Annotated in this window: 12 protein-coding genes and 1 other RNA gene; 3 read left to right on the forward strand and 10 right to left on the reverse strand. The window is 42.3% G+C overall.

Annotation, left to right across the window (positions count from 1 at the left end):
• Window positions 1–31: 31 nt before the first annotated feature.
• Both gcvT and HCZ11_RS07700 read right to left on the reverse strand, forming a co-directional pair.
• Window positions 32–1114, reverse strand: a complete 1083-nt coding sequence (gene gcvT, locus HCZ11_RS07695) for a glycine cleavage system aminomethyltransferase GcvT (protein WP_167658119.1) — start codon at window positions 1112–1114, stop codon at window positions 32–34.
• A gap of 179 nt (window positions 1115–1293) precedes the next feature.
• Window positions 1294–1893, reverse strand: a complete 600-nt coding sequence (locus HCZ11_RS07700) for a hypothetical protein (RefSeq protein ID WP_130050852.1) — start codon at window positions 1891–1893, stop codon at window positions 1294–1296.
• A 124-nt stretch (window positions 1894–2017) separates the two neighbouring features.
• Between HCZ11_RS07700 and HCZ11_RS07705 the strand changes: the two genes are divergently transcribed.
• Together HCZ11_RS07705 and HCZ11_RS07710 are read left to right on the forward strand one after the other, a co-directional pair.
• Entirely contained in the window at window positions 2018–2863 is an 846-nt protein-coding gene (locus HCZ11_RS07705; RefSeq protein WP_130050851.1) for a LysR family transcriptional regulator, read from the forward strand.
• A gap of 928 nt (window positions 2864–3791) precedes the next feature.
• Entirely contained in the window at window positions 3792–5942 is a 2151-nt protein-coding gene (locus tag HCZ11_RS07710) for a TonB-dependent receptor (RefSeq protein WP_167658121.1), read from the forward strand.
• 395 nt (window positions 5943–6337) lie between these two features.
• On the opposite strand, the gene nagP is transcribed toward HCZ11_RS07710, so the two are convergent.
• The 5 genes from nagP to HCZ11_RS07735 form a co-directional block, all read right to left on the reverse strand.
• Complete coding sequence (nagP, locus tag HCZ11_RS07715; RefSeq protein ID WP_130050849.1) at window positions 6338–7639, reverse strand: N-acetylglucosamine MFS transporter NagP; 1302 nt, start codon at window positions 7637–7639, stop codon at window positions 6338–6340.
• 192 nt (window positions 7640–7831) lie between these two features.
• Window positions 7832–8998, reverse strand: a complete 1167-nt coding sequence (locus tag HCZ11_RS07720; RefSeq protein WP_167658123.1) for an FAD-dependent monooxygenase — start codon at window positions 8996–8998, stop codon at window positions 7832–7834.
• Entirely contained in the window at window positions 8995–10176 is a 1182-nt protein-coding gene (gene ubiH, locus HCZ11_RS07725; protein WP_167658125.1) for a 2-octaprenyl-6-methoxyphenyl hydroxylase, read from the reverse strand. The genes HCZ11_RS07720 and ubiH overlap by 4 nt, the downstream gene beginning before the upstream one ends.
• A gap of 8 nt (window positions 10177–10184) precedes the next feature.
• Window positions 10185–11510: a Xaa-Pro aminopeptidase gene (gene pepP, locus HCZ11_RS07730; protein ID WP_130050846.1), complete on the reverse strand. Its 1326-nt coding sequence runs from the start codon at window positions 11508–11510 to the stop codon at window positions 10185–10187.
• Between the two features lie 20 nt (window positions 11511–11530).
• Window positions 11531–12094, reverse strand: coding sequence for a UPF0149 family protein (locus HCZ11_RS07735; RefSeq protein ID WP_130050845.1), 564 nt, complete (start codon window positions 12092–12094; stop codon window positions 11531–11533).
• Window positions 12095–12288: 194 nt separating this feature from the next.
• Between HCZ11_RS07735 and ssrS the strand changes: the two genes are divergently transcribed.
• A non-coding RNA gene (ssrS, locus tag HCZ11_RS07740) (6S RNA) lies at window positions 12289–12472 on the forward strand.
• Between the two features lie 359 nt (window positions 12473–12831).
• Here ssrS and HCZ11_RS07745 read toward each other — a convergent pair.
• The 3 genes from HCZ11_RS07745 to HCZ11_RS07755 are packed head-to-tail and all read right to left on the reverse strand — an operon-like array spanning window position 12832 to window position 18559.
• A complete protein-coding gene (locus HCZ11_RS07745; protein WP_130050844.1) occupies window positions 12832–15912 on the reverse strand; it encodes an efflux RND transporter permease subunit in 3081 nt (1026 codons plus the stop codon).
• A complete protein-coding gene (locus HCZ11_RS07750; RefSeq protein ID WP_130050843.1) occupies window positions 15912–17150 on the reverse strand; it encodes an efflux RND transporter periplasmic adaptor subunit in 1239 nt (412 codons plus the stop codon). The genes HCZ11_RS07745 and HCZ11_RS07750 overlap by 1 nt, the downstream gene beginning before the upstream one ends.
• Window positions 17151–17152: 2 nt before the next feature.
• On the reverse strand, window positions 17153–18559 hold the full coding sequence (locus HCZ11_RS07755; protein WP_130050842.1) for an efflux transporter outer membrane subunit: 1407 nt from the start codon (window positions 18557–18559) through the stop codon (window positions 17153–17155).
• Window positions 18560–19200: the final 641 nt, after the last annotated feature.

Here is a 19200-nt window from a genome sequence, read left to right on the forward strand (position 1 = left end):
TATTGGGTGATAACACCAAATTTTTTATAGTTTAGATAACTGATTTGCCGTTACGTACAAAGCAAGGTTTAACAACCTTAACGTTAACCAGTTTTTTACGCATCTCTACTTGGGCTGTTTCGCCAGTTGAACGCGGAACGCGTGCTAGCGCAACACTGTGACCAAGGGTTGGTGAGAATGTACCAGAGGTAATCACCCCTTCACCACCTTCAACGATGACTTTTAAACCGCTACGCAATACGCCTTTTTCTTCAAGCACTAAACCAACTAGTTTGTCTGTGCTCTTGTCAGCGCGTTGCTGTTCTAATACTTCACGACCAATAAACTTACGATCTTCTGGCTCCCATGCGATTGTCCACGCCATGTTTGCAGCAAGTGGAGAAACGCTTTCGTCCATATCTAGACCGTAAAGGTTCATACCTGCTTCAAGACGTAATGTATCACGAGCACCTAGACCTGCTGGCGCTACGCCTGCGTCTAGAAGTTGTTGCCATAAATCAGCAGCTTGATCGTTAGGTACTACGATTTCATAACCATCTTCGCCAGTATAGCCTGTTGTCGCAATAAATAAATCACCTGCTTGCACACCAAAGAAAGGCTTCATACCTTCAACAGCAGCTTGTTGCTCTGCAGTAAGTACTGTTGCTGTTTTGGCACGTGCATTTGGGCCTTGAACAGCAATCATTGCAAACTCAGGACGCTCAGTTACCGTTACGGCGAAATCAGCTGAAACTTTAGCTAAATGCGCTAAATCTTTTTCACGAGTTGCTGAGTTAACAACTAAACGGTAGTTCGTTTCTGAGAAGAAGTAGATGATAAGGTCGTCGATTACGCCGCCTTCTTCGTTAAGCATACCTGTGTAAAGTGCTTTACCCGGTACTGTTAACTTAGCAACGTCGTTTGCAACTAGCTTACGTAAGAACGCTTGTGCTTGCTCGCCTTGAATATCGACAATTGTCATGTGAGATACGTCAAACATACCTGCATCTGTGCGAACCGCATTATGCTCTTCGATTTGTGAGCCGTAGTTGATTGGCATTTCCCAGCCGTGGAAATCAACCATTTTTGCGCCAGCTTCTAGGTGCTTAGCATGTAAAACTGTTTTAGAAGTCATAATATTCCTTCACTTTTAAATTAACCCACTAGTGTGGGGCGTGGCCTCAATTTAATGAGGGGGAATAACATGGGCGGCGATTATACATTAGTTGCACAGTTGTCACACCCAAATTGCGATTTTGTAACTAAAAAACAGCTAAACACCCAAGTGCGTAGCTGTTTTAAATATTTTATGTTTTAAGCAACGTTGGCTAAGGCTAAATCAAAACCGAGCTGCTGTAAGTGCGTTTGCCATTTATCAAGCTCTGCTTGGCGCGCCACCAGCTGAAATTGCTGTGTTGCTTGGTTATCTATCGCGGTAATAAATACCTCACCGCTTTGTGCACCATAACAACTGCGCATGTCTGATAAACGCAGCCCCGGTGTTAGCTTAAAGCTGTCTACCAAGGCATCAAACGCCTGCTCACCACTTAGGGTTAGCGCGCTTAAATCGTCACGCATTACATAATCAATGTCGTAACGTAGTTGTTGCTCATTAATAAGCGACTGTAATTGCACGCTAGCATCTTTACCTAGCACAAAACGAAATGCAGTTTCGTTAAAGTAGTACAGGGCATAAGCGTAGCTGCTTGTTAGGTCATCGTCTAATGAACTACGTAAGCCTAAACCGCTAGCAGTCAGCTTATTAATATCAAGACCTAAAATAGCCGTTAAAAATGGGATTGCTTCAGTGCCACTAAAATCCATAATGGCAATATCGCTATTAGCTCGTAGCACATTATCTGCTGGAGTCTCAGCTTGGCTGTGGCGAGCAAACATTATTGGCGTAAAAGTCATATGTGACACCTATCAATCGTTAATACTTGAAGTATATTGCGCCGTGCTGGCAACAACAAATTGTAATTATTTATCAATTGATAAATAATGCTTATATATATAGCCCTATAAATAGAATTTTTTAATGAAGAACATTTCTACCGATAGCTTACGTACTTTAGTAACCGTTGTTGAAGTTGGCGGGTTTGCCAAAGCAGGTGAATTATTGGGGCTATCGCAACCTGCTGTGAGCTTACAAATTAAGCGCCTAGAAGACATGCTTGGCCATAAGCTATTTAAAAAACAAGGTCAGCGCCAAGTACTTAATCAATATGGCGAATTGCTTATGCCATTAGCTAAACAAATGTTGCAACAAAACGATGCTATTTTGCAGCAGTTCACCAGCGAAAATGTCACAGGTAAAGTGCGCTTGGGGATCCCCAGTGAATTTGCCGCACGTATTCTACCTTCAATCATTGGTGACTTCGTTGCCCTCTACCCGGATGTATCACTAGAAGTTCGCTCTCGCTTGAGTAAACATTTGTTGTCGGTCTCGCGCCAAGATCAATTCGATTTAGTACTGGCATTAAACGAAGAGCTAGAGTCAGCCAAGTTCCCTATTTTTATGCAAGACCAATTAGTATGGGTAGGCGATTTAAACCTTGCACAAAACGATGTGGTAACGCTAGTCACCGCTCCTGAGGGATGTATTTATCGCCGCCGAGCAATAGAAGCACTACAAAGTGCCGGTATTAAATACCGTATTGCCTACAGTAATGCTGACTTAACCGGCCTGACTGCCGCGTTAAAAGAGGGCTTAGGCATTACTGTGCTCGCAAAAAGCACCGTACCTAATGAGCTGAATTACCAATTACAAACCAAAGACCTACCTGAACTTGGGCAAATAGGTATTAGTTTAATTAAACGCACTGAAGATCCAGGAACCGCCGTCGATAAACTTGCTGAGTTCATCGCCCTGCGTTTGACATAGGTGTGAGTGAGTTAGCAAGTTAGCAAGTTAGCAAGTTAGCAAGTTAGCAAGTTAGCAAGTTAGCAAGTTAGCAAGTTAGCAAGTTAGCAAAATTGTAGTAGCGATTTCATATCGCATAATAAAATGAATATTCACAAAGAGAAAAAGAGACGCTGCGCTTTAGAGGATAGTAACTAATAATTTTTATTGGGTTACTCATTCACTTCTCATTGTCTTCTCTTTGTACAAAAAAAATATTGAACCACAGAGTACACCGAGGCGCTTCGCGCTACATAGAGAAAGTAATGATCACATAGAGAAAAAGAGACGCTGCGCTTTAGAGGATAGTGACTAATAATTTTTATTGGGTTACTCATTCTCTTCCCATTCTTTTCTATTTGTGCAAAAAAATATTGAACCACAGAGTACACCGAGGCGCTTCGCGCTACATAGAGAAAGTAAAAATCACAAAGAGGACAAGAGACGCTGCGCTTTAGAGGATAGTAACTAATAATTTTTATAGGGTTACACATTCACTTCTCATTGTCTTCTCTTTGTGCAAAATAATATTGTAGATCGTCATTTATGGCGACACATAATCACTAACATTGACGGGCTAAAGCCCGACCTACGAATTACCCGTTGTTTAAGAAATATCGCGCGAAATAAATTTCACGCCTACAGGCGAGCATTTCAATTTAACTATGTGCAGGCACAATCTAGCTTAAAGCTTCTTTGCTCATTCCCCTTTCTAACTCGCCAACTTGTTAAGTTTTACTTAACACATCACCGAACCGGAATGGTATTACAATACTACTGTAATTTATTTAAACAAGTGAATACAACAACTTACAGATAACAGTACTTTTATTACAAATAGGATTGATTCGCATTATATTACATGTTTTAATTGCGCCCGTTAAAAAAATCTAAATACACAGGACACACAATGACACCTAAGTTTATTGTTTCTACGCTTTCGACTGCGGTCGCTTTATCTTTAAGCGCGAATGCTTTTGCAAAAGATGTAACTAAAGAAGAGAAAAACTTTGAGCAGATCACTGTAATTGGCTCTGCATCAGCAATTAACGATATTCCAGGTTCTGCTACATTCATAGACGAGCAAGAACTAGAAAAGTTTGAATACACTGATATCTCTCGTGTTTTAAGTGCTGTACCTGGTGTATATGTACAAGAAGAAGACGGCTATGGTCTTCGTCCTAATATCGGTATGCGTGGCACAGGCACAGGCCGTAACGACAAAATCTCTGTAATGGAAGATGGTGTACTTGTCGCACCTGCACCTTACTCTGCTCCTTCTGCTTACTACTTCCCTACTATGGGTCGTATGGAGTCTATCGAAGTACTAAAAGGTGCTGCTTCTGTTAAGTATGGTCCGCGTACAACCGGTGGTGTTTTAAACTTAGTTTCGCGTAGCTTACCAACAGAAGGCTCTAAAGGTTTACTTAACGCTGAACTTGGTAGCGATGGTTTCTACAAAGGCCATGCTTACTTCGGTAAAAAGAAAAACAACGCTGCTGGCCTTGTAGAAGTATTTACTTACGGCGCAGATGGCTTTAAAGACTTACCAGTTGGCAGCGACAACACAGGCTTTGAAAAGAACGATTTCTTATTAAAGTTTGGTTTTGACTTTGGTGACAACGAAGCACACAGCCTAGAAATGAAATTAAAGTACTCAGACGAGCGTTCTGACGAAACTTACATGGGTTTAACTGACGCTGATTACCAAGCAACCCCTTATCGTCGTTATGCTGCATCGCAAAACGACGAAATGAACACACAACACAATGCATACCAAATTAACTATGCATACCGTTTTGGTAAAGGTTACGAGCTACTTGCTACAGCTTACTTAAACGACTTCCACCGTAACTGGTATAAAGCAAGTAAAGTAAGCACAAGTTACCTTGAGCAATATAGTGAATTTGAAGCAAACCCAACTAGCGAAGGTATTGAGGGTGTTGGCGTAAAAGCAAATAACCGAGATTACCAAGCAAAAGGCTTACAAACTGAATTCCATATTCCAGCAGGTAACCACTACTTTACTGTTGGAGCACGTTACCATGAAGATGAAATGGATCGCTTCCAGTGGGAAGACAAATACACGCTTAACCAAGACTTATCAATGACGCTAACAGAAAAAGGCGTACCAGGTTCAAACAGTAACCGTTTAGATAGCGCCGAAGCGACTACCCTTTTCATTCAAGATGAGTGGTCACTTGATGCATTAGTAATTAGCGCTGGTCTTCGCTACGAAGACATCACAATCAAACGTGTTGAATGGGCTAAGTCTGATCCAAACCGTGAAAATGGTTTAACAAAAGACATCAGCAACGACACTGAGATCTTAGTGCCATCTCTAGGTGCAACATACACAGTAAGCGACAACCTAACGCTGCTTGCTGGTATTCAAAAAGGTTACGCACCAGCAGCCCCTGGTAATGCAAACCAAGAAGAAGAAGAGAGTGTCAACATTGAGCTAGGTGGTCGTTACGATTACGCTGGCATTCAAGGTGAAGTAATTTACTTTAACTCTGACTACACAAACATGCACGGTAACTGTACTGCGTCTGTTGGTTGTAGCGATGACAACATTGGCGATCAATACAACTACGGTGAAGTATCGGTGTCTGGTTTTGAGCTAAGCGCAGGTAAAGTGTTTGCTACAAACGCAGCTTCATTCCCAGTTCGCTTAACATACACTTACACTGATTCTGAGTTCGATAATGCATTTGAATCAGATCTTTGGGGTAGCGTAGAAAAAGGCGATGCAATGCCATACGTACCTGAAAACCAATTAGCGCTTTCTGTAGGTGCTGAGTTCTCAAACTTTGTATTCGATACACAAATGCGTTACGTGTCTGATGCACACGCAGACTTAACAGACTCAGGTCGCAATGCAATCGACAGCCGCGTTGTGTGGGATTTAGCTGCTAAATACCTAATCGACGACAAACAAAAAGTGTACTTAACAATAGACAACCTGTTTGACAAAACCTACGTTGCAAACCGTGCAAACGGTGGTATTCAACCTGGCAAACCACGTAGCCTACAACTGGGTTACAGCTACTCGTTTTAATAAAACGTTTTAGCGAAATTTAAAAAGCCGTGTGATGAAAATCCCACGGCTTTTTTGCGGGTGTGAGTTAGCAAAATTGTAGCTGCCATTTTATATCGCGTAGGATTGGTGCTAGGTGCTAGGTGCTAGGTGCTAGGTGCTAGGTGCTAACAGCATAGCGTTGGTTTTAGGTTGAGAGTACCTACCCCTTCAATTTTTCAGCGTTATAACGCCTCCTACAACTCGCATCTCGGCCCTCGAAGATCGTACCTCTCCCCTTTACTCTTTCTAACTCGCTAACTTTTTCATCTGATAGCTGACGGCTGAAAGCTGATGGCTTTAGTTTACGATCAAAAAAGCCGCGGTGATGGGCGTACCGCGGCTTTGCATAACTTTAAAATTAGTTTGCTAATTTACTACCAGCTTCTCATCTTATGGCCTTTTAAGGCATAGAATAAAATGAATACATAACTTGGGATCATGACAATATATGCACCTTGTGCGCCAAGGCCAGCAACATTGCCTAAACCAATTAACAATGGGCCGAGTGCACCACCGGCAATACCCATAATAAGTAAGCCTGATGCAGTGCCTGTTAAGCGACCTAAACCTGCTAAAGCCAGTGGCCAAATAGCAGGCCAAACCATTGCATTAGCAAAGCCTAATAACGCAATGCACAAAAGAGGGTCCGGTAACTCAGGGCCACCAAATGGCACTAATAATAAGTTTGAAATAATGAATGAATCATTGCTGCCAAGTACCACTAGCAACACGGTAATAATACCAGCAATACCCGACATTAATAACGCTGTTTGTTGGCTCATAAAGCGCGGAATAGTCAAAATACCAATTGCGTAACCAATCAACATACACGCCATAGTATAAGATGTCATGACTGAGTAGTCGGCAACGCCAATTTGTAATGCGTAAGAGCCAATTGTGTCTGCCGCAATAACTTCAACAGCAACGTATAGTGCAATACCAACAACACCTAAAACCAAGTGTGGGTGTGCAAGCGTTTCTTTAATTTCACCTTTACCGTTTGATGTTTTGTCTTCATCAAAAACTAAATCAGGTAATGGAGCAAATTTAGCAAATGCGGCAAATAACATGATTAAAGCTGCAATCAATACATAGGGCATGATCAGGCTATTAGCCATAATATCTTTTTGTTCTTGCGATAGTTTACCTGCGCCATCTACAACACCGCTTACTACCACTGCAGCAAAAATCACCGGCACGATCACGCCTGCAAATTTGTTTAATAAGCCCATAATACAAACACGCACGGCGGCTGATTTCTCAGAGCCCATTTTAACCACATATGGGTTAACTGCGGTTTGAAGCACGGTTTGCCCAACACCAATCATTAGCTGCGCGAACAAGAAAATCTCGATCATCTGCAGTTTCGCAGCTGGAATATACATCAGCGCCGATAAAGCCATAATCGCACAGCCAATCGCCATACCGTTCTTATAGCCAACGCGCTTGATCAGCATGGCCGATGGGATGCCGGCAACTGTTACCGCTATATAGAAAGAAGAGATGATAAACGAAGCTTGTAACGGCGAAAGCTCAAGCATTTGCTGCAAAAATGGTGTGATTGCACCATTAAGCCACGTTATACACCCTAAGATAAAAAACATTGAGCCGGCCAATACCATTGGCAGCCAGATGCTTTGTTTTGTGTTGTTGTCACACTCAACCGTTGCTTCCATAATTGTTCTCTAAGTTTAATTATTTTTATTTGGTTGGAGATTATAGCTAGATAAAGCTGTTTAATTTCCATACCAATCACAAAAATTTAATCATACACTAACAAAAATGACAGCGCTATCATTTTGCGTTCATATAAGTGCAAAAAAGCCGCAGCTAATTGCTTAGCTGCGGCTTAAATTTAGAAATAACAATTATTTACCAATCGCTTCTTTTGCGAACAAATGTTTTATTGGACCAAGGTTATCAACAAGGCTTAAACCAACTCCACGTACAAGTTTTTTCAGTGGGTTAGCCCCTGCAAATAACTCTTTTAAGCCTTGCATCATGGCAATGTGTTTTTGTGCATCAAGCTTGCGAGTACGTTCATAATCACGCAGTGTGCGCGCGCTTGCAAACTCACCTTGCTCATTACTTAAAAGCTCAATTAAATAAGCGGCGTCTTTTAGGCCAAGATTCATACCTAAACCAGCTAATGGATGAATGGTATGCGCTGCATCGCCCATTAATACCACTTTGCCAGACACCCACTGCTGGGCGTAACGCATTTTAAGTGGAAATGCCATGCGCTCACTTTGCACTTCACATAAACCACATTGACCATCAAGGGCTGCCATTACTGCTTTATTAAAGTTGCTATCATCAAGCGCTAAGAGTGTCTCGCAGTGCTCTGGACTTGTTGACCATACAATTGAATGCGTGTGTTTGTCTGGTAACGGTAAGAACGCCAGCGGCCCTGTTGGCAAAAATACTTGGCGTGCCGTGTTGTTATGCTCATCAGCGGTTTTAACCGTGGCAACAATGGCGTGATGGTCGTAATCTTTAAAGGTAATTGGCATGTTGAACTGCTTGCGAATAGCCGAGTTGGCACCATCAGCCGCCACTAATAATTTAGCAATCACAGGCTCGCCGCTTTCAAGCGTAATAAATACATCAGAATCAGTTTGATGAATTTGCTGATAACGGGTTTCGAACAATAAAGTGGCATTACTTTGCTTTTCAAGTTCGCTAATTAAAGCGTAGCGAATAATATCATTTTCAACGATATGACCTAGCTGTGGTAAGTCGAGATCGTTATGATCAAAATGAATTTTACCAAAGCTGTCTTGGTCACGTACATCCATCGACGTATAAGGTGTGGCACGCTGTTTAATAATCTCTTGCCAAGCATTCAAAGACTCAAATAAGCCCTGACTGGCAAGACTCAATGCGCTTACTCGAAGTGCATAATCATCACCCGGTAAGGTTTGATTTTTACTTGCATCAACAACTACAACACTGATATCTGCTTTTGCTAAACCAAGTGCTAGCGTAAGACCAACACAACCACCACCGACAATACAAACTTGTGCTTGTTTCATATCCGTTTACCTTGCTTAACCTGACCCATAAGCTGTTTTGCCAGCGGGGTTTTTAACGAGGAGAATAAATCCATTGAGAAAAGGCCAATGCTGCGACCAAGTGCGAGCAATCGTGATGAGTTTGAGAACAAACGCACTAGGCTGTCTGTGAGTGTCATCACGGTAGTAATGTCCTTGCTACGCGTTTGACTGTAATAACGGGTAAAAGCGTAATCACCAAGGTCGCTTCTATTAGCCATATCACACAATAGTTGTACATCTCGCAGGCCTAAGTTAAAGCCCTGCCCTGCAATTGGGTGAATAGCGTGGCCTGCATTCCCTATTAATACCGTGCGATGGCTGCTAAGTGACTCTGCTTTACCGTAAACCAGAGGGTAGCTTGCACGCATGCCTACTTTGCTAAATGAACCGCCGCAGTAACCAAATGCTTTTTGTAAAGCAGCTAAAAAAGCATCGTCTTCAAGTGTCATATAGTGCTCAACTTGCTCAGGCTCCATGCACCATACTAGTGAGTATCTGTTATTACTCATTGGCAACAGTGCCATTGGGCCGTATTCCGTAAAACGCTCAAAAGCATGATGATGATGACCACCAGCCACTTCGATGTTGGCAATAATTGCCGCTTGCTGATAAGCGCGGGTATTAAACTCAATATTGGCCAACTTACGGCTTTGTGAATGAGCACCATCAGCAATCACCACAAGCTTTGCACTTAACTGCTCACCTGAGCTCAGCGTGATGTTGGCACAGTTGCTCAGGTATTCAAGTTTGGCGACTGTATCAGGGCAAAATAAACGGACATCAGTTCGCATGAGTTGCTGATGAAGACTACGCCCAAATGGATTCACTTCGACCACATAGCCAAGGGCATCATGGCCGTATTCTTGGCAATCAATATGTGTTTTACCAAAATGACCACGATCAGATACGGTTACTTTTTCAATCGCTGCCGCAAATGGCGCTTGGCAATCAAAGGCATTGATTGATTTTAAGTACTGCACCGACTGCTGAGCCAGCGCAATGCTTCTATCATCAAAGCTTGGGTGATAGTCTGCGCTTACTTCATTTGCCTCAATTACAGCGATTGATAACTGCTTATTGCTCTGTTTTAGGCCCAGTGCACAACTTGCACCCGCCATTCCACCGCCGATAATGACAACATCAAACTGCTTTGCCACGCTTGCTCCTAGCCTTTGTTTGCTTGCATCACTGCTTCAATGTCACTAATGGTTTTTGGAACCGAAATAGTCAGGTTTTCATGGCCATCTTGCGTGACAAGTAAGTTATCTTCAATACGAATACCAATGCCTTTATATTGCTCTGGTGCTTTTGCATCTTCGCTAATATATAAGCCAGGTTCGATGGTTAGCACCATGCCTGGTTCAAATACACGCTCTTTTTCATCAAGCTTATATTCGCCAACATCGTGAACGTCTAACCCTAACCAGTGGCCAAGTCCATGCATGTAAAAGGCTTTGCACGCTTGGTTAGCCATTAGTTCATCAAGCTCGCCCGTTAGAATGCCTAACTCAATGAGCCCTTGCGTAAGTACCGTCGAGGCCAATTCATTGGCTTTAGACAAACTACCACCCGGTTTTACTTGGCTAAATGCCGCTTCTTGGGCTGCTAATACAATATTGTAAAGCGCTGCTTGAGGTTCGCTAAATTTGCCATTGATTGGGAAAGTGCGTGTAATATCTGCCGCATAACCTTCAAGTTCACAGCCAGAATCAATTAACACTAAATCACCATCTTTTAGTTCAGCGTCATTTTGTGTGTAGTGCAAAATATTGGCGTTGTCACCACTGCCCACAATCGTGCCATAAGCAGGATGACGAGCACCATTCATTGCATAATGATGATGCAGTTCAGCTTCTAATTGGTATTCAGTTGCGCCTGGTTTGGCAAACTGCATAGCGCGAATATGACCTTGCGCACTAATTTCGCAGGCTTTGCGCATAATGTTTAATTCTGCGTCAGATTTAAATAAACGCATTTCGTGCACTAAACCACGAATATCTTTAATGGTGTGCGGGGCTTTGTAGCCTTTTTTAGGTGCGCCGCGAAGTGTGCTTAATAAATCCCAGATCTTTGCATCGAAGTTTGGGTAAGTGCCTTGTGCATAAAATAAAATCTGCTGGCCGTTCACCAAATCTAATAATTGTTCATCTAGTTCAGTAAGTGGGCTAGTTGCGTCGAATAAGTACTCAGATTTAGCCTTTTCGAAGCCTATTCTGCGACCATGCCAAATTTCAGCCAGTTTGTCTTTGTTACGGCAAATAAGAGTACTTGGCGTATCGCTCGACGGACACAATACTAAAACTGCATCCGGTTCGTTAAACCCTGTTAGGTAGAAGAAATCACTGTCTTGGCGAAATGCATACTCAGTATCACGACTACGTGTTACTTCTCCTGCAGCAGGAATAATAGCCACACTGTTTTTATCCATCATCGCAAGCAGACGCTCACGACGGGCTTTAAATTCAGCTTTATCGATTACAATAGACGACATGCTAAACCTCTGTAGTTTGATTAGTGAAGGGTCTTCTTAGGATTTTTGTCTGTAGGCTCTTTACCTAGCTCAGCAAAACATAACAACGCAGAAACACGCACATATTCAATCACCTCGTGCAGTGCTTGGCTATCTTCTTCGGTCTCTTCAAACATGGTGTCTAAGCGGGTAATTTCACTAAAATCGCTAATTACTTCTTTCACATCAGCTGATAACTTGCCGTAATCTTTTTGTTTTAACCCAAAACCAAGCATAAAACCCGATACCCAAGATACTAATCCATTAGCTAAATCGATCAGTGTTTCATCATCGCTTGGTAAGAATAGATCAAACTGAAATTCTTCATCACTAAAGCTGGCCACAACCTGAGAATAAACGTCAGCAAAAAATGCTTTTAAATCTTTATTGAAGGCTAAGCCATCGTTGAATACATCACTTAGTAAACCTAAGTATTCTTCGGCTTCAATATTGATGCCACAGGCTAATAAACCACTGATCACACCATGGGCTTCGGCTGGTGCGACGAAAATTTCATTTTTTTCTAATAACAATTGGGCTTGTTGGTAATCAGGTAACGTGCTCATAACTTTTTCTTTGTTCGGCTAAGTAACGCCATGCTACCACTCGATAAATCGCAACTCCAATTAATTGTATGATTGAGGTCAAAAAGCAATCTGAAAAGTAAATAAGCAGTTAAAGGTGGGGAAAAACTACGCGAACGATCCGCTTTTTTTACTTCTATGGTTTAAGGATTGAAACTTGTCTTATATACTGAAGGTGTTCCCTAGGGTGCAGGAGCTTGGTTAAGTCCCTGAGCCGATAAATTTTATGTTAGGGTTTCTGTTCGTTTACTATTGTGCAAGCTCGGCATGTACCGAGAAGCCTACGGTAGACCGCAGATCCCCGCCCTGAAACCTCAAGGTTTCAGGACTGACACCGGGCACCGCATACTTGGGGAACACCATCAAGCTATCAGCTATCAGCTATCAGCTATCAGCTATCAGCTATCAGCTATCGAAAATCTTCCATGTAGTTTTTCTTTTATACAAGAACTTATTACTCTTATTCGCGCGAAATAAATTTCACGCCTACGGTATCGGGATTAGCCATAGCAATGTGCGGGCACAATCTAACTTTACCCTTTCCCCTCGCTAACTTGCTAACTTTACTCTTTCCCCTCGCTAACTTTATTCTTTTAAAACAAAAAACGCGGGATAAATCCGCCGCCACTCGTTACCTGTAGCAGCGGGTTTACCCCGCGTCCTAGAACCTAGCTCCTAGCGCCTAATATCAACCAAGCGCTAACTGTTAACTTCGAGCTCTACTTAAACCACCCTTGAAAACGCTCCATCAATAGATAATTAACCGGCACTAATAGCAAGGTGATAAGCGTTGCAAAGATAATCCCAAAACCAAGACTTACCGCCATTGGTATAAGAAATTGTGCTTGCGTAGCTTTTTCAAATAACAGCGGCATTAAACCAATAAAAGTGGTTAAACTGGTTAGCATAACTGGGCGAAAACGAGCTGCACCGGCAAGCTTAACGGTTTCAAGTAAATCACCGCCTTCTTCACGTTTCTTATTGATAAAATCAACCAGTACCAGTGAGTCATTCACAACCACGCCTATCAAGGCCAACATGCCAAGTAAACTCATAATGGTCAGATCCATTCCCATTATCCAGTGACCCATTACGGCACCTATCATGCCAAACGGTATAACGCTCATTACAATCAATGGCTGCATATATGATTTAAACGGAATCGCTAATAACGCATAAATAATAAAAAATACAAACACTAGGCCCCAAGCCAGTGAACCAAATGATTCACGCTGTTCTTTGGCTTCACCTTCTAGTGAATAATCAACTCCAGGATATTGCTGCATTAGCTCGTCTAAGTAAGTTTTTAGATCTGCTTGCAGCACCGTCATATTGGTATTTGATTTTTCGACATCCGCAGTCACATTCAGTGTGCGATAGCGGTCAATACGATAAATAGATGATGGGCTTTGGCCCGGTACTAGAGTTGCCACATGCGAGAGCGGCACAGTCCCACCAGCAGGAGTTTTAATTAGAATGTCTTTCAAATCAGCAACAGAACGACGCTCTTCAATAGGTAAACGCACCATAACCCGCACATCATCGCGCCCACGTTGTATGCGCTGAACTTGCGCACCGAAGAACGAATTACGTACTTGCTGCGATACATCAACACGGTTTAAACCTAATGCTAAACCTTGCTCTGTCAGCTCTATTTGCAACTCCTCTTTACCGTCTGACATGCTATCAGCAATTTCGAAGACGGTTGGATAAGTCGATAATCGTTCTTTCACTCTTTCGGCTACTGCTTCAAGCATTTCAATTGAGCTACCATTTAGCTGTACATCAATTGGGCTCGATGTTCTGCCAAACTCAGCACGGAACGTTACACTTTCTGCACCCGGTATAATGCCAATTAAGTCTCGCCATTCACTAGCAAGTTCACGAGAGCCAATATCTGATTCTCGTTTTTCAGCTGGCATAATCTCAAATCTAACACTGCCCGTATTTGACGAGCCACCACGCCCCCCCGTAGTTGCCAAAATATTTAAAATTACACTTTGACCGTCTTCATCACGATATTTATCTTGTAACTCTTTTGCCTTGTCTGACATTTTGATTACATATTTATTCGTTACTTCAAACGGTGTACCTGCAGGAAAAGTAACAGATGCACGCACGGTTTCACTTGGAATTCGAGGGAAAAAAGTAAACTTCGTCCAACCACTTGTTATTAAAGTCATAATAATTATAAAAATACCGACAAATAAGCTCACAGTGGCTACTTTATTCTTTAAGGCTAAATTCAATAATGGTTGGTAATATTTCATTATTGCGTGTTCAAAACCGTCGGCAAAGCGCTGCTGAAGGCGTTCAAGTTTGGTCGGTTCACCCTTCTCGTGGCGCAGCTTTAAATACTTTAAGTGTGCAGGTAAAACAAACTTTGACTCGATTAATGAGAATAGTAAAACCGGAATAACCACGACAGGGATTTGTGCAAAGATAGCGCCTCGCGCACCTTCAATAAAAGCTAAAGGTAAAAAGGCTGCAACGGTTGTCAACACACCAAAGGTCACAGGAGTTGCTACTTCCTGAGTACCACGAATAGCCGCTTGTTCACCACTTTCTGCCGTTTTTAAGTGGGTATAAACGTTTTCACCTGTAACAATGGCATCATCTACAACAATACCTAACACTAAAATAAAACCAAATAAGCTGATTACATTGAGTGTTATACCAAAGATAGGCATTATCAAAAATGCGCCCATAAACGATACAGGTATGCCAATAAATACCCAAAAAGCAATAGCTGGACGTAGGAATAGAGTTAATAGCGCTAGCACTAAAATTCCGCCCTGAATTGCGTTACTTGTGAGAGTTGCTATACGGCTTTTTACAACTTCGGAGTCATCGTCCCAATAACTTAACTCAAACCCTTCTGGAAGTTGACTTTGATGTTCTGTGATAAAGTTTTTTACAGCATCAGCTACTTCAATCGCACTTTGTGGGCCAATACGGTATACATCAATAAAAGCTGCCTGTTTACCATTAAAACGAGTACGAACGGGTGTTTCTTCAAAATCATCACTAATACGGGCAATATCACCTAAACGGATAATAGTGCCATCGGCTTGGTTCTTAACCACTATATTAGCAAATTCATCTTTACGGTATGCTTGCCCTTTAGAGCGAATAAGTACATCACCGCCCTCTGTTTTTAAATTACCAGCAGAAACGTCTGTGCTTGAGTTCTTAATAGCTGAAGAAATATCCGCTAAACTCAAATCATATTGCCGCAAAGTATCTTGACTCACCTCTATGGCTATTTCGTAATTACGAACTCCGCTTAACTCAACTTGAGTTACACTTGGCAAACGCAAAAGCTCATCACGTACAGTTTCAGCGTATTCAAGTGTTTCTTTTTCACCATAAATACTTGAAACAGATACTGCGATAACTTCGCGCTTCCATTCGGCAAGCGAAACTATCGGCTTTTCCGCATCAACCGGAAAGGTGTTAATCGCATCTACTCGACTTTTAATATCAGCCAATAGCTCCCTTGGGTCATAACCTGTCTCGACCTCTATACTTACTGATGAAGAGCCTTCTGATGAACGACTCGTGATCCGCTTTACCCCTTCAAGATCTTGAACAGCTTCCTCAATGCGAATCGAGACCCCTTTTTCTACATCCTCAGGCGTCGAGCCACGAAGTGATACACTGACACTAATGCGATCTGACTCAAACGATGGAAATACCTCAAGCGGGATTTGTGTCGAAACGCTAAATAAACCGGCTAATAAAATGCTGATCAGCAATAAGTTTGCTGCAACATGATTCTTTGTAAACCAAGCAATCATTATTGCGCTCCTTGCTCTTTAGGTTGCTCTTGATTATTAAGACGCTTAGCTTTCCCCCTCGTAGCTTGATACTCTTCGCTTCCCATCACAGTCACTTGCGTACCTGAGCTAACTTGTCCAAGCGGTGTAATAACTAAATTATCACCTGCAGACAGGCCATCAGCTACAACAGCTTGATTAGCATTTTGCCAAGCAAGTGAAATATTTTTACGACGTAAAACACCTTGCTCTTCAACATAAACATAAGTGCCTTGGTAAATCGCACTATTTGGGATCACAATGGCATTATCAATCGTCTTACCAGTGATCTGCGCTTTGATATATTGACCAATTTTGATTGGATATTGATTTATAGATGTTGCTTTATAAGGGTCATTAATTTGTGCAACCACATAAAGCTGCTGAGCGTTTTCGTCAATGGCACCTTCGGTGCGGACAACTTGACCTTGCCAATGCTGTTTACCAACAAGGTCTGAGCTGAATTTAACTAATGAACCCGCACTATTTTTAGCGCCGTCACGAAACTGCTCAGGTAAGTTAATAAACGGCAAGTCTTTATTTTTGATTGGTAAGCGGATCTCAACACGGTCAATCGCATAAATGCTCGCTAGTTCCATGTTGTTACTCACAACTTGGCCTAAGTCTACACTGCGACTTAAAACACGACCTGCGTAAGGTGCTGTAATTTTTGTACGCTCTAAGTCGAGTTTAGCTTTTTCAAGGGTGGCTTGAGCCGATAATACACTCGCTTCAGCTGCAGCTAATTGTGGTTTACGCAACACTAAGCTACTAGCTTCTTCGCCCTTACCTAAGCGCTGCCAGTCAGTTTCAGCTTGGCGACCGCGAGCTTGTTCTTCAAGTAAGCCTTGCTCTGCGGTTAATAAAGCAGCTTGGGCTGATTTCACTTCGGCACGGTGATCTCTATCGTCTAGCTGCAACAACACATCGCCTTTTTCAAAAAAACCACCTTCACGAAATTGTTCACTAATTTCTATAATTTGTCCGGAGGCCTGAGCAACTAACAAACTTTGCGTACGCGGCTTAACCGTTCCAAAACTATCTATCATCACTTGATAGGATTCTGGCGTCAGCGTTTTAACAGCAACATTTACTTTCGCTTTCGGTGGTGAAGAAAAGCGGTTTGCTTGTGGTGGGTTGCCTTTAATAAACATGACGAGCAGTACCGTCACAGCTATAACTACAAGTGGGATTAATATTTTACGTGTCTTACTATTCATGATTATTGCTCTTCTACTTCGCTGTTTGCTGCACTAAAGTCACCACCAAGGGCAATGTGTAAGTTAATTCGATTTTTAATAAGCTGATTTTTAAGTTCGATGACCGAACTCTGCGCGTTGAAAGAACGATCTTGCGCATCTAGAACGGTGGTGTATGTTACTAAGCCACTTTGATATTGCTCAAAGGATAAGCGCTCAGCGGCAACCGCATTTTCTTGGGCTTCTAAGGTTTTTTCATAACGAACTTTTAAAGCTTGTTCTTGGCTAATTGCAGTTTCAACATCATTAAATGCATCATAGAGTGTGGCAAGGTAAGCTTGCTCTTGACGTTTAACGGTAAGCCTTGCTTGTTCTTCATTAGCTTGTAAACGCCCCCCTTCAAAGAGCGGCATTGAAATGCTACCAATCAGCGACCAAGCTAAGCTAGAAGGCGAAAATAAATCACTTACTCTATTGGTGCTGTCACTGATTGATGCTGAAAGATTTAAACTCGGAAAACGCTGTTTATGCGCATAAGCAAGCCCTGCGTCTGTGCTTAAAAGCTGATACCAGCTCGCCATTAGCGCTGGTTTGCGGGTGATGAGCTCTGAAGGCAAGCCCAACGGAATAGTGTTCTCAAGTAATGGCAAATCTGCACTGACAGTTAATGCGCCTGCAGGGTATTGACCTGTTAAACGCTCTAAATCACGAATCGATTGAGTTAGCTTGGCTTGCTGCGCGGCAATATTCGAGCGCTCAGTATTTAACTCATTACGCGCAAGATATACATCAAGCGCTTCATTTAAACCTTGGCGGTATCCTGATTCAATAATATCTAAATTTTTCTCGGCGTTTTGTTCTCGTTGCTTAAACAACTCAAGCAATTTGTGATTAGTAATAACATCAAACCAACCAGCTACTACATCAGCCACTAATTGTTGTTTGCTTTGCGCAAATATGGCTTTTTCTGCTAGATACTCAAGGTTTGCCTGTCTTTCTGAGGCCGATAATTTTCCCCATAAATCAACTTCGTAGCTTAATTCTAGCGATGCTGAGCTGGCATTACTGTAACTGACAGGGCGATTATCTTTACTGCGGCTAGCACGTGTTGATAAATCTAGGCTTGGCCATAAATCAGCCCCTGCAGCAATAAGCTGCTGCTCTTTAATTGCCACATCAAAACCAGCTTGTAAAATTGCTTGGTTATGCGCCAATGCTTGCTCAACTAAATTAAAAACTTGAGGATCGTGTAATTGCTGCAACCAGTTATCTTGAACTGCAAGCACCTTGTCGTCTGCGGGAAGCTGCTGCCATGCACTCGGCACCGACTCAAGTTCAGCAACTCGTTCATTGTGAGCCGGCTGGCTTGCACATGCACTTAGCAAAATTACACTTAAAGCCAAAAAACTCGGCTTATATTGCCAATTCATTCTAAAAACCTGAAAACATCTATTTATGAGTGTAATTCAAGCACCACGTTAAGTTTTGCTCAACTGACTTTACATAACATTACACTGCCTGGCATGTGGCTACGATGAACGGTAGGAAAAAGGAGGTAAGTTGCAAACTATCAGCTATCAGCTATCAGCTATCAGCTATCAGCTATCAGCTATCAGCTATCAGCTATCAGCTATCAGAACTTTGATCTAGCTTCTCTCTTTTACAAGAGTTTATTAGCGTGTAATAAATTTACATATACGGGTGAGCATTTATCTGAAACTGAGTGTAGGCACTTTTCAATCTGACTTCTAACCACTGATATCTAATAACTCTTTTTTCGGCGTTAAAACGCCTCCTTCAACTCGTATCTCGGGCCTCGAAACTCGTACCTTTACTCTTTCTAACTCGCTAACTTTTTCATCTGATAGCTGACGGCTGATAGCTGATGGCTCTTAAGGCTTTCACGCGAAATAAATTTCACGCCTACGGGATGTAAAATCGTGATTTGGAGGGGCCAAAAACAAAAAAACCTCGCAATTGCGAGGCTTTGAATCAATGGTGCCCAGAGGCGGAATCGAACCACCGACACGAGGATTTTCAATCCTCTGCTCTACCGACTGAGCTATCTGGG

The sequence above is a fragment of the Pseudoalteromonas sp. HF66 genome, assembly GCF_011806445.1.
GTDB lineage: Bacteria > Pseudomonadota > Gammaproteobacteria > Enterobacterales > Alteromonadaceae > Pseudoalteromonas > Pseudoalteromonas apostichopi.

What these genes read in the sequence shown, in the direction of transcription:
- gcvT (WP_167658119.1), bottom strand. Translation starts at nt 1,114, where the DNA reads ATGACTTCTAAAACAGTTTTACATGCTAAGCACCTAGAAGCTGGCGCA.
- HCZ11_RS07700 (WP_130050852.1), bottom strand. Translation starts at nt 1,893, where the DNA reads ATGACTTTTACGCCAATAATGTTTGCTCGCCACAGCCAAGCTGAGACT.
- HCZ11_RS07705 (WP_130050851.1), top strand. Translation starts at nt 2,018, where the DNA reads ATGAAGAACATTTCTACCGATAGCTTACGTACTTTAGTAACCGTTGTT.
- HCZ11_RS07710 (WP_167658121.1), top strand. Translation starts at nt 3,792, where the DNA reads ATGACACCTAAGTTTATTGTTTCTACGCTTTCGACTGCGGTCGCTTTA.
- nagP (WP_130050849.1), bottom strand. Translation starts at nt 7,639, where the DNA reads ATGGAAGCAACGGTTGAGTGTGACAACAACACAAAACAAAGCATCTGG.
- HCZ11_RS07720 (WP_167658123.1), bottom strand. Translation starts at nt 8,998, where the DNA reads ATGAAACAAGCACAAGTTTGTATTGTCGGTGGTGGTTGTGTTGGTCTT.
- pepP (WP_130050846.1), bottom strand. Translation starts at nt 11,510, where the DNA reads ATGTCGTCTATTGTAATCGATAAAGCTGAATTTAAAGCCCGTCGTGAG.
- HCZ11_RS07735 (WP_130050845.1), bottom strand. Translation starts at nt 12,094, where the DNA reads ATGAGCACGTTACCTGATTACCAACAAGCCCAATTGTTATTAGAAAAA.
- HCZ11_RS07745 (WP_130050844.1), bottom strand. Translation starts at nt 15,912, where the DNA reads ATGATTGCTTGGTTTACAAAGAATCATGTTGCAGCAAACTTATTGCTG.
- HCZ11_RS07750 (WP_130050843.1), bottom strand. Translation starts at nt 17,150, where the DNA reads ATGAATAGTAAGACACGTAAAATATTAATCCCACTTGTAGTTATAGCT.
- HCZ11_RS07755 (WP_130050842.1), bottom strand. Translation starts at nt 18,559, where the DNA reads ATGAATTGGCAATATAAGCCGAGTTTTTTGGCTTTAAGTGTAATTTTG.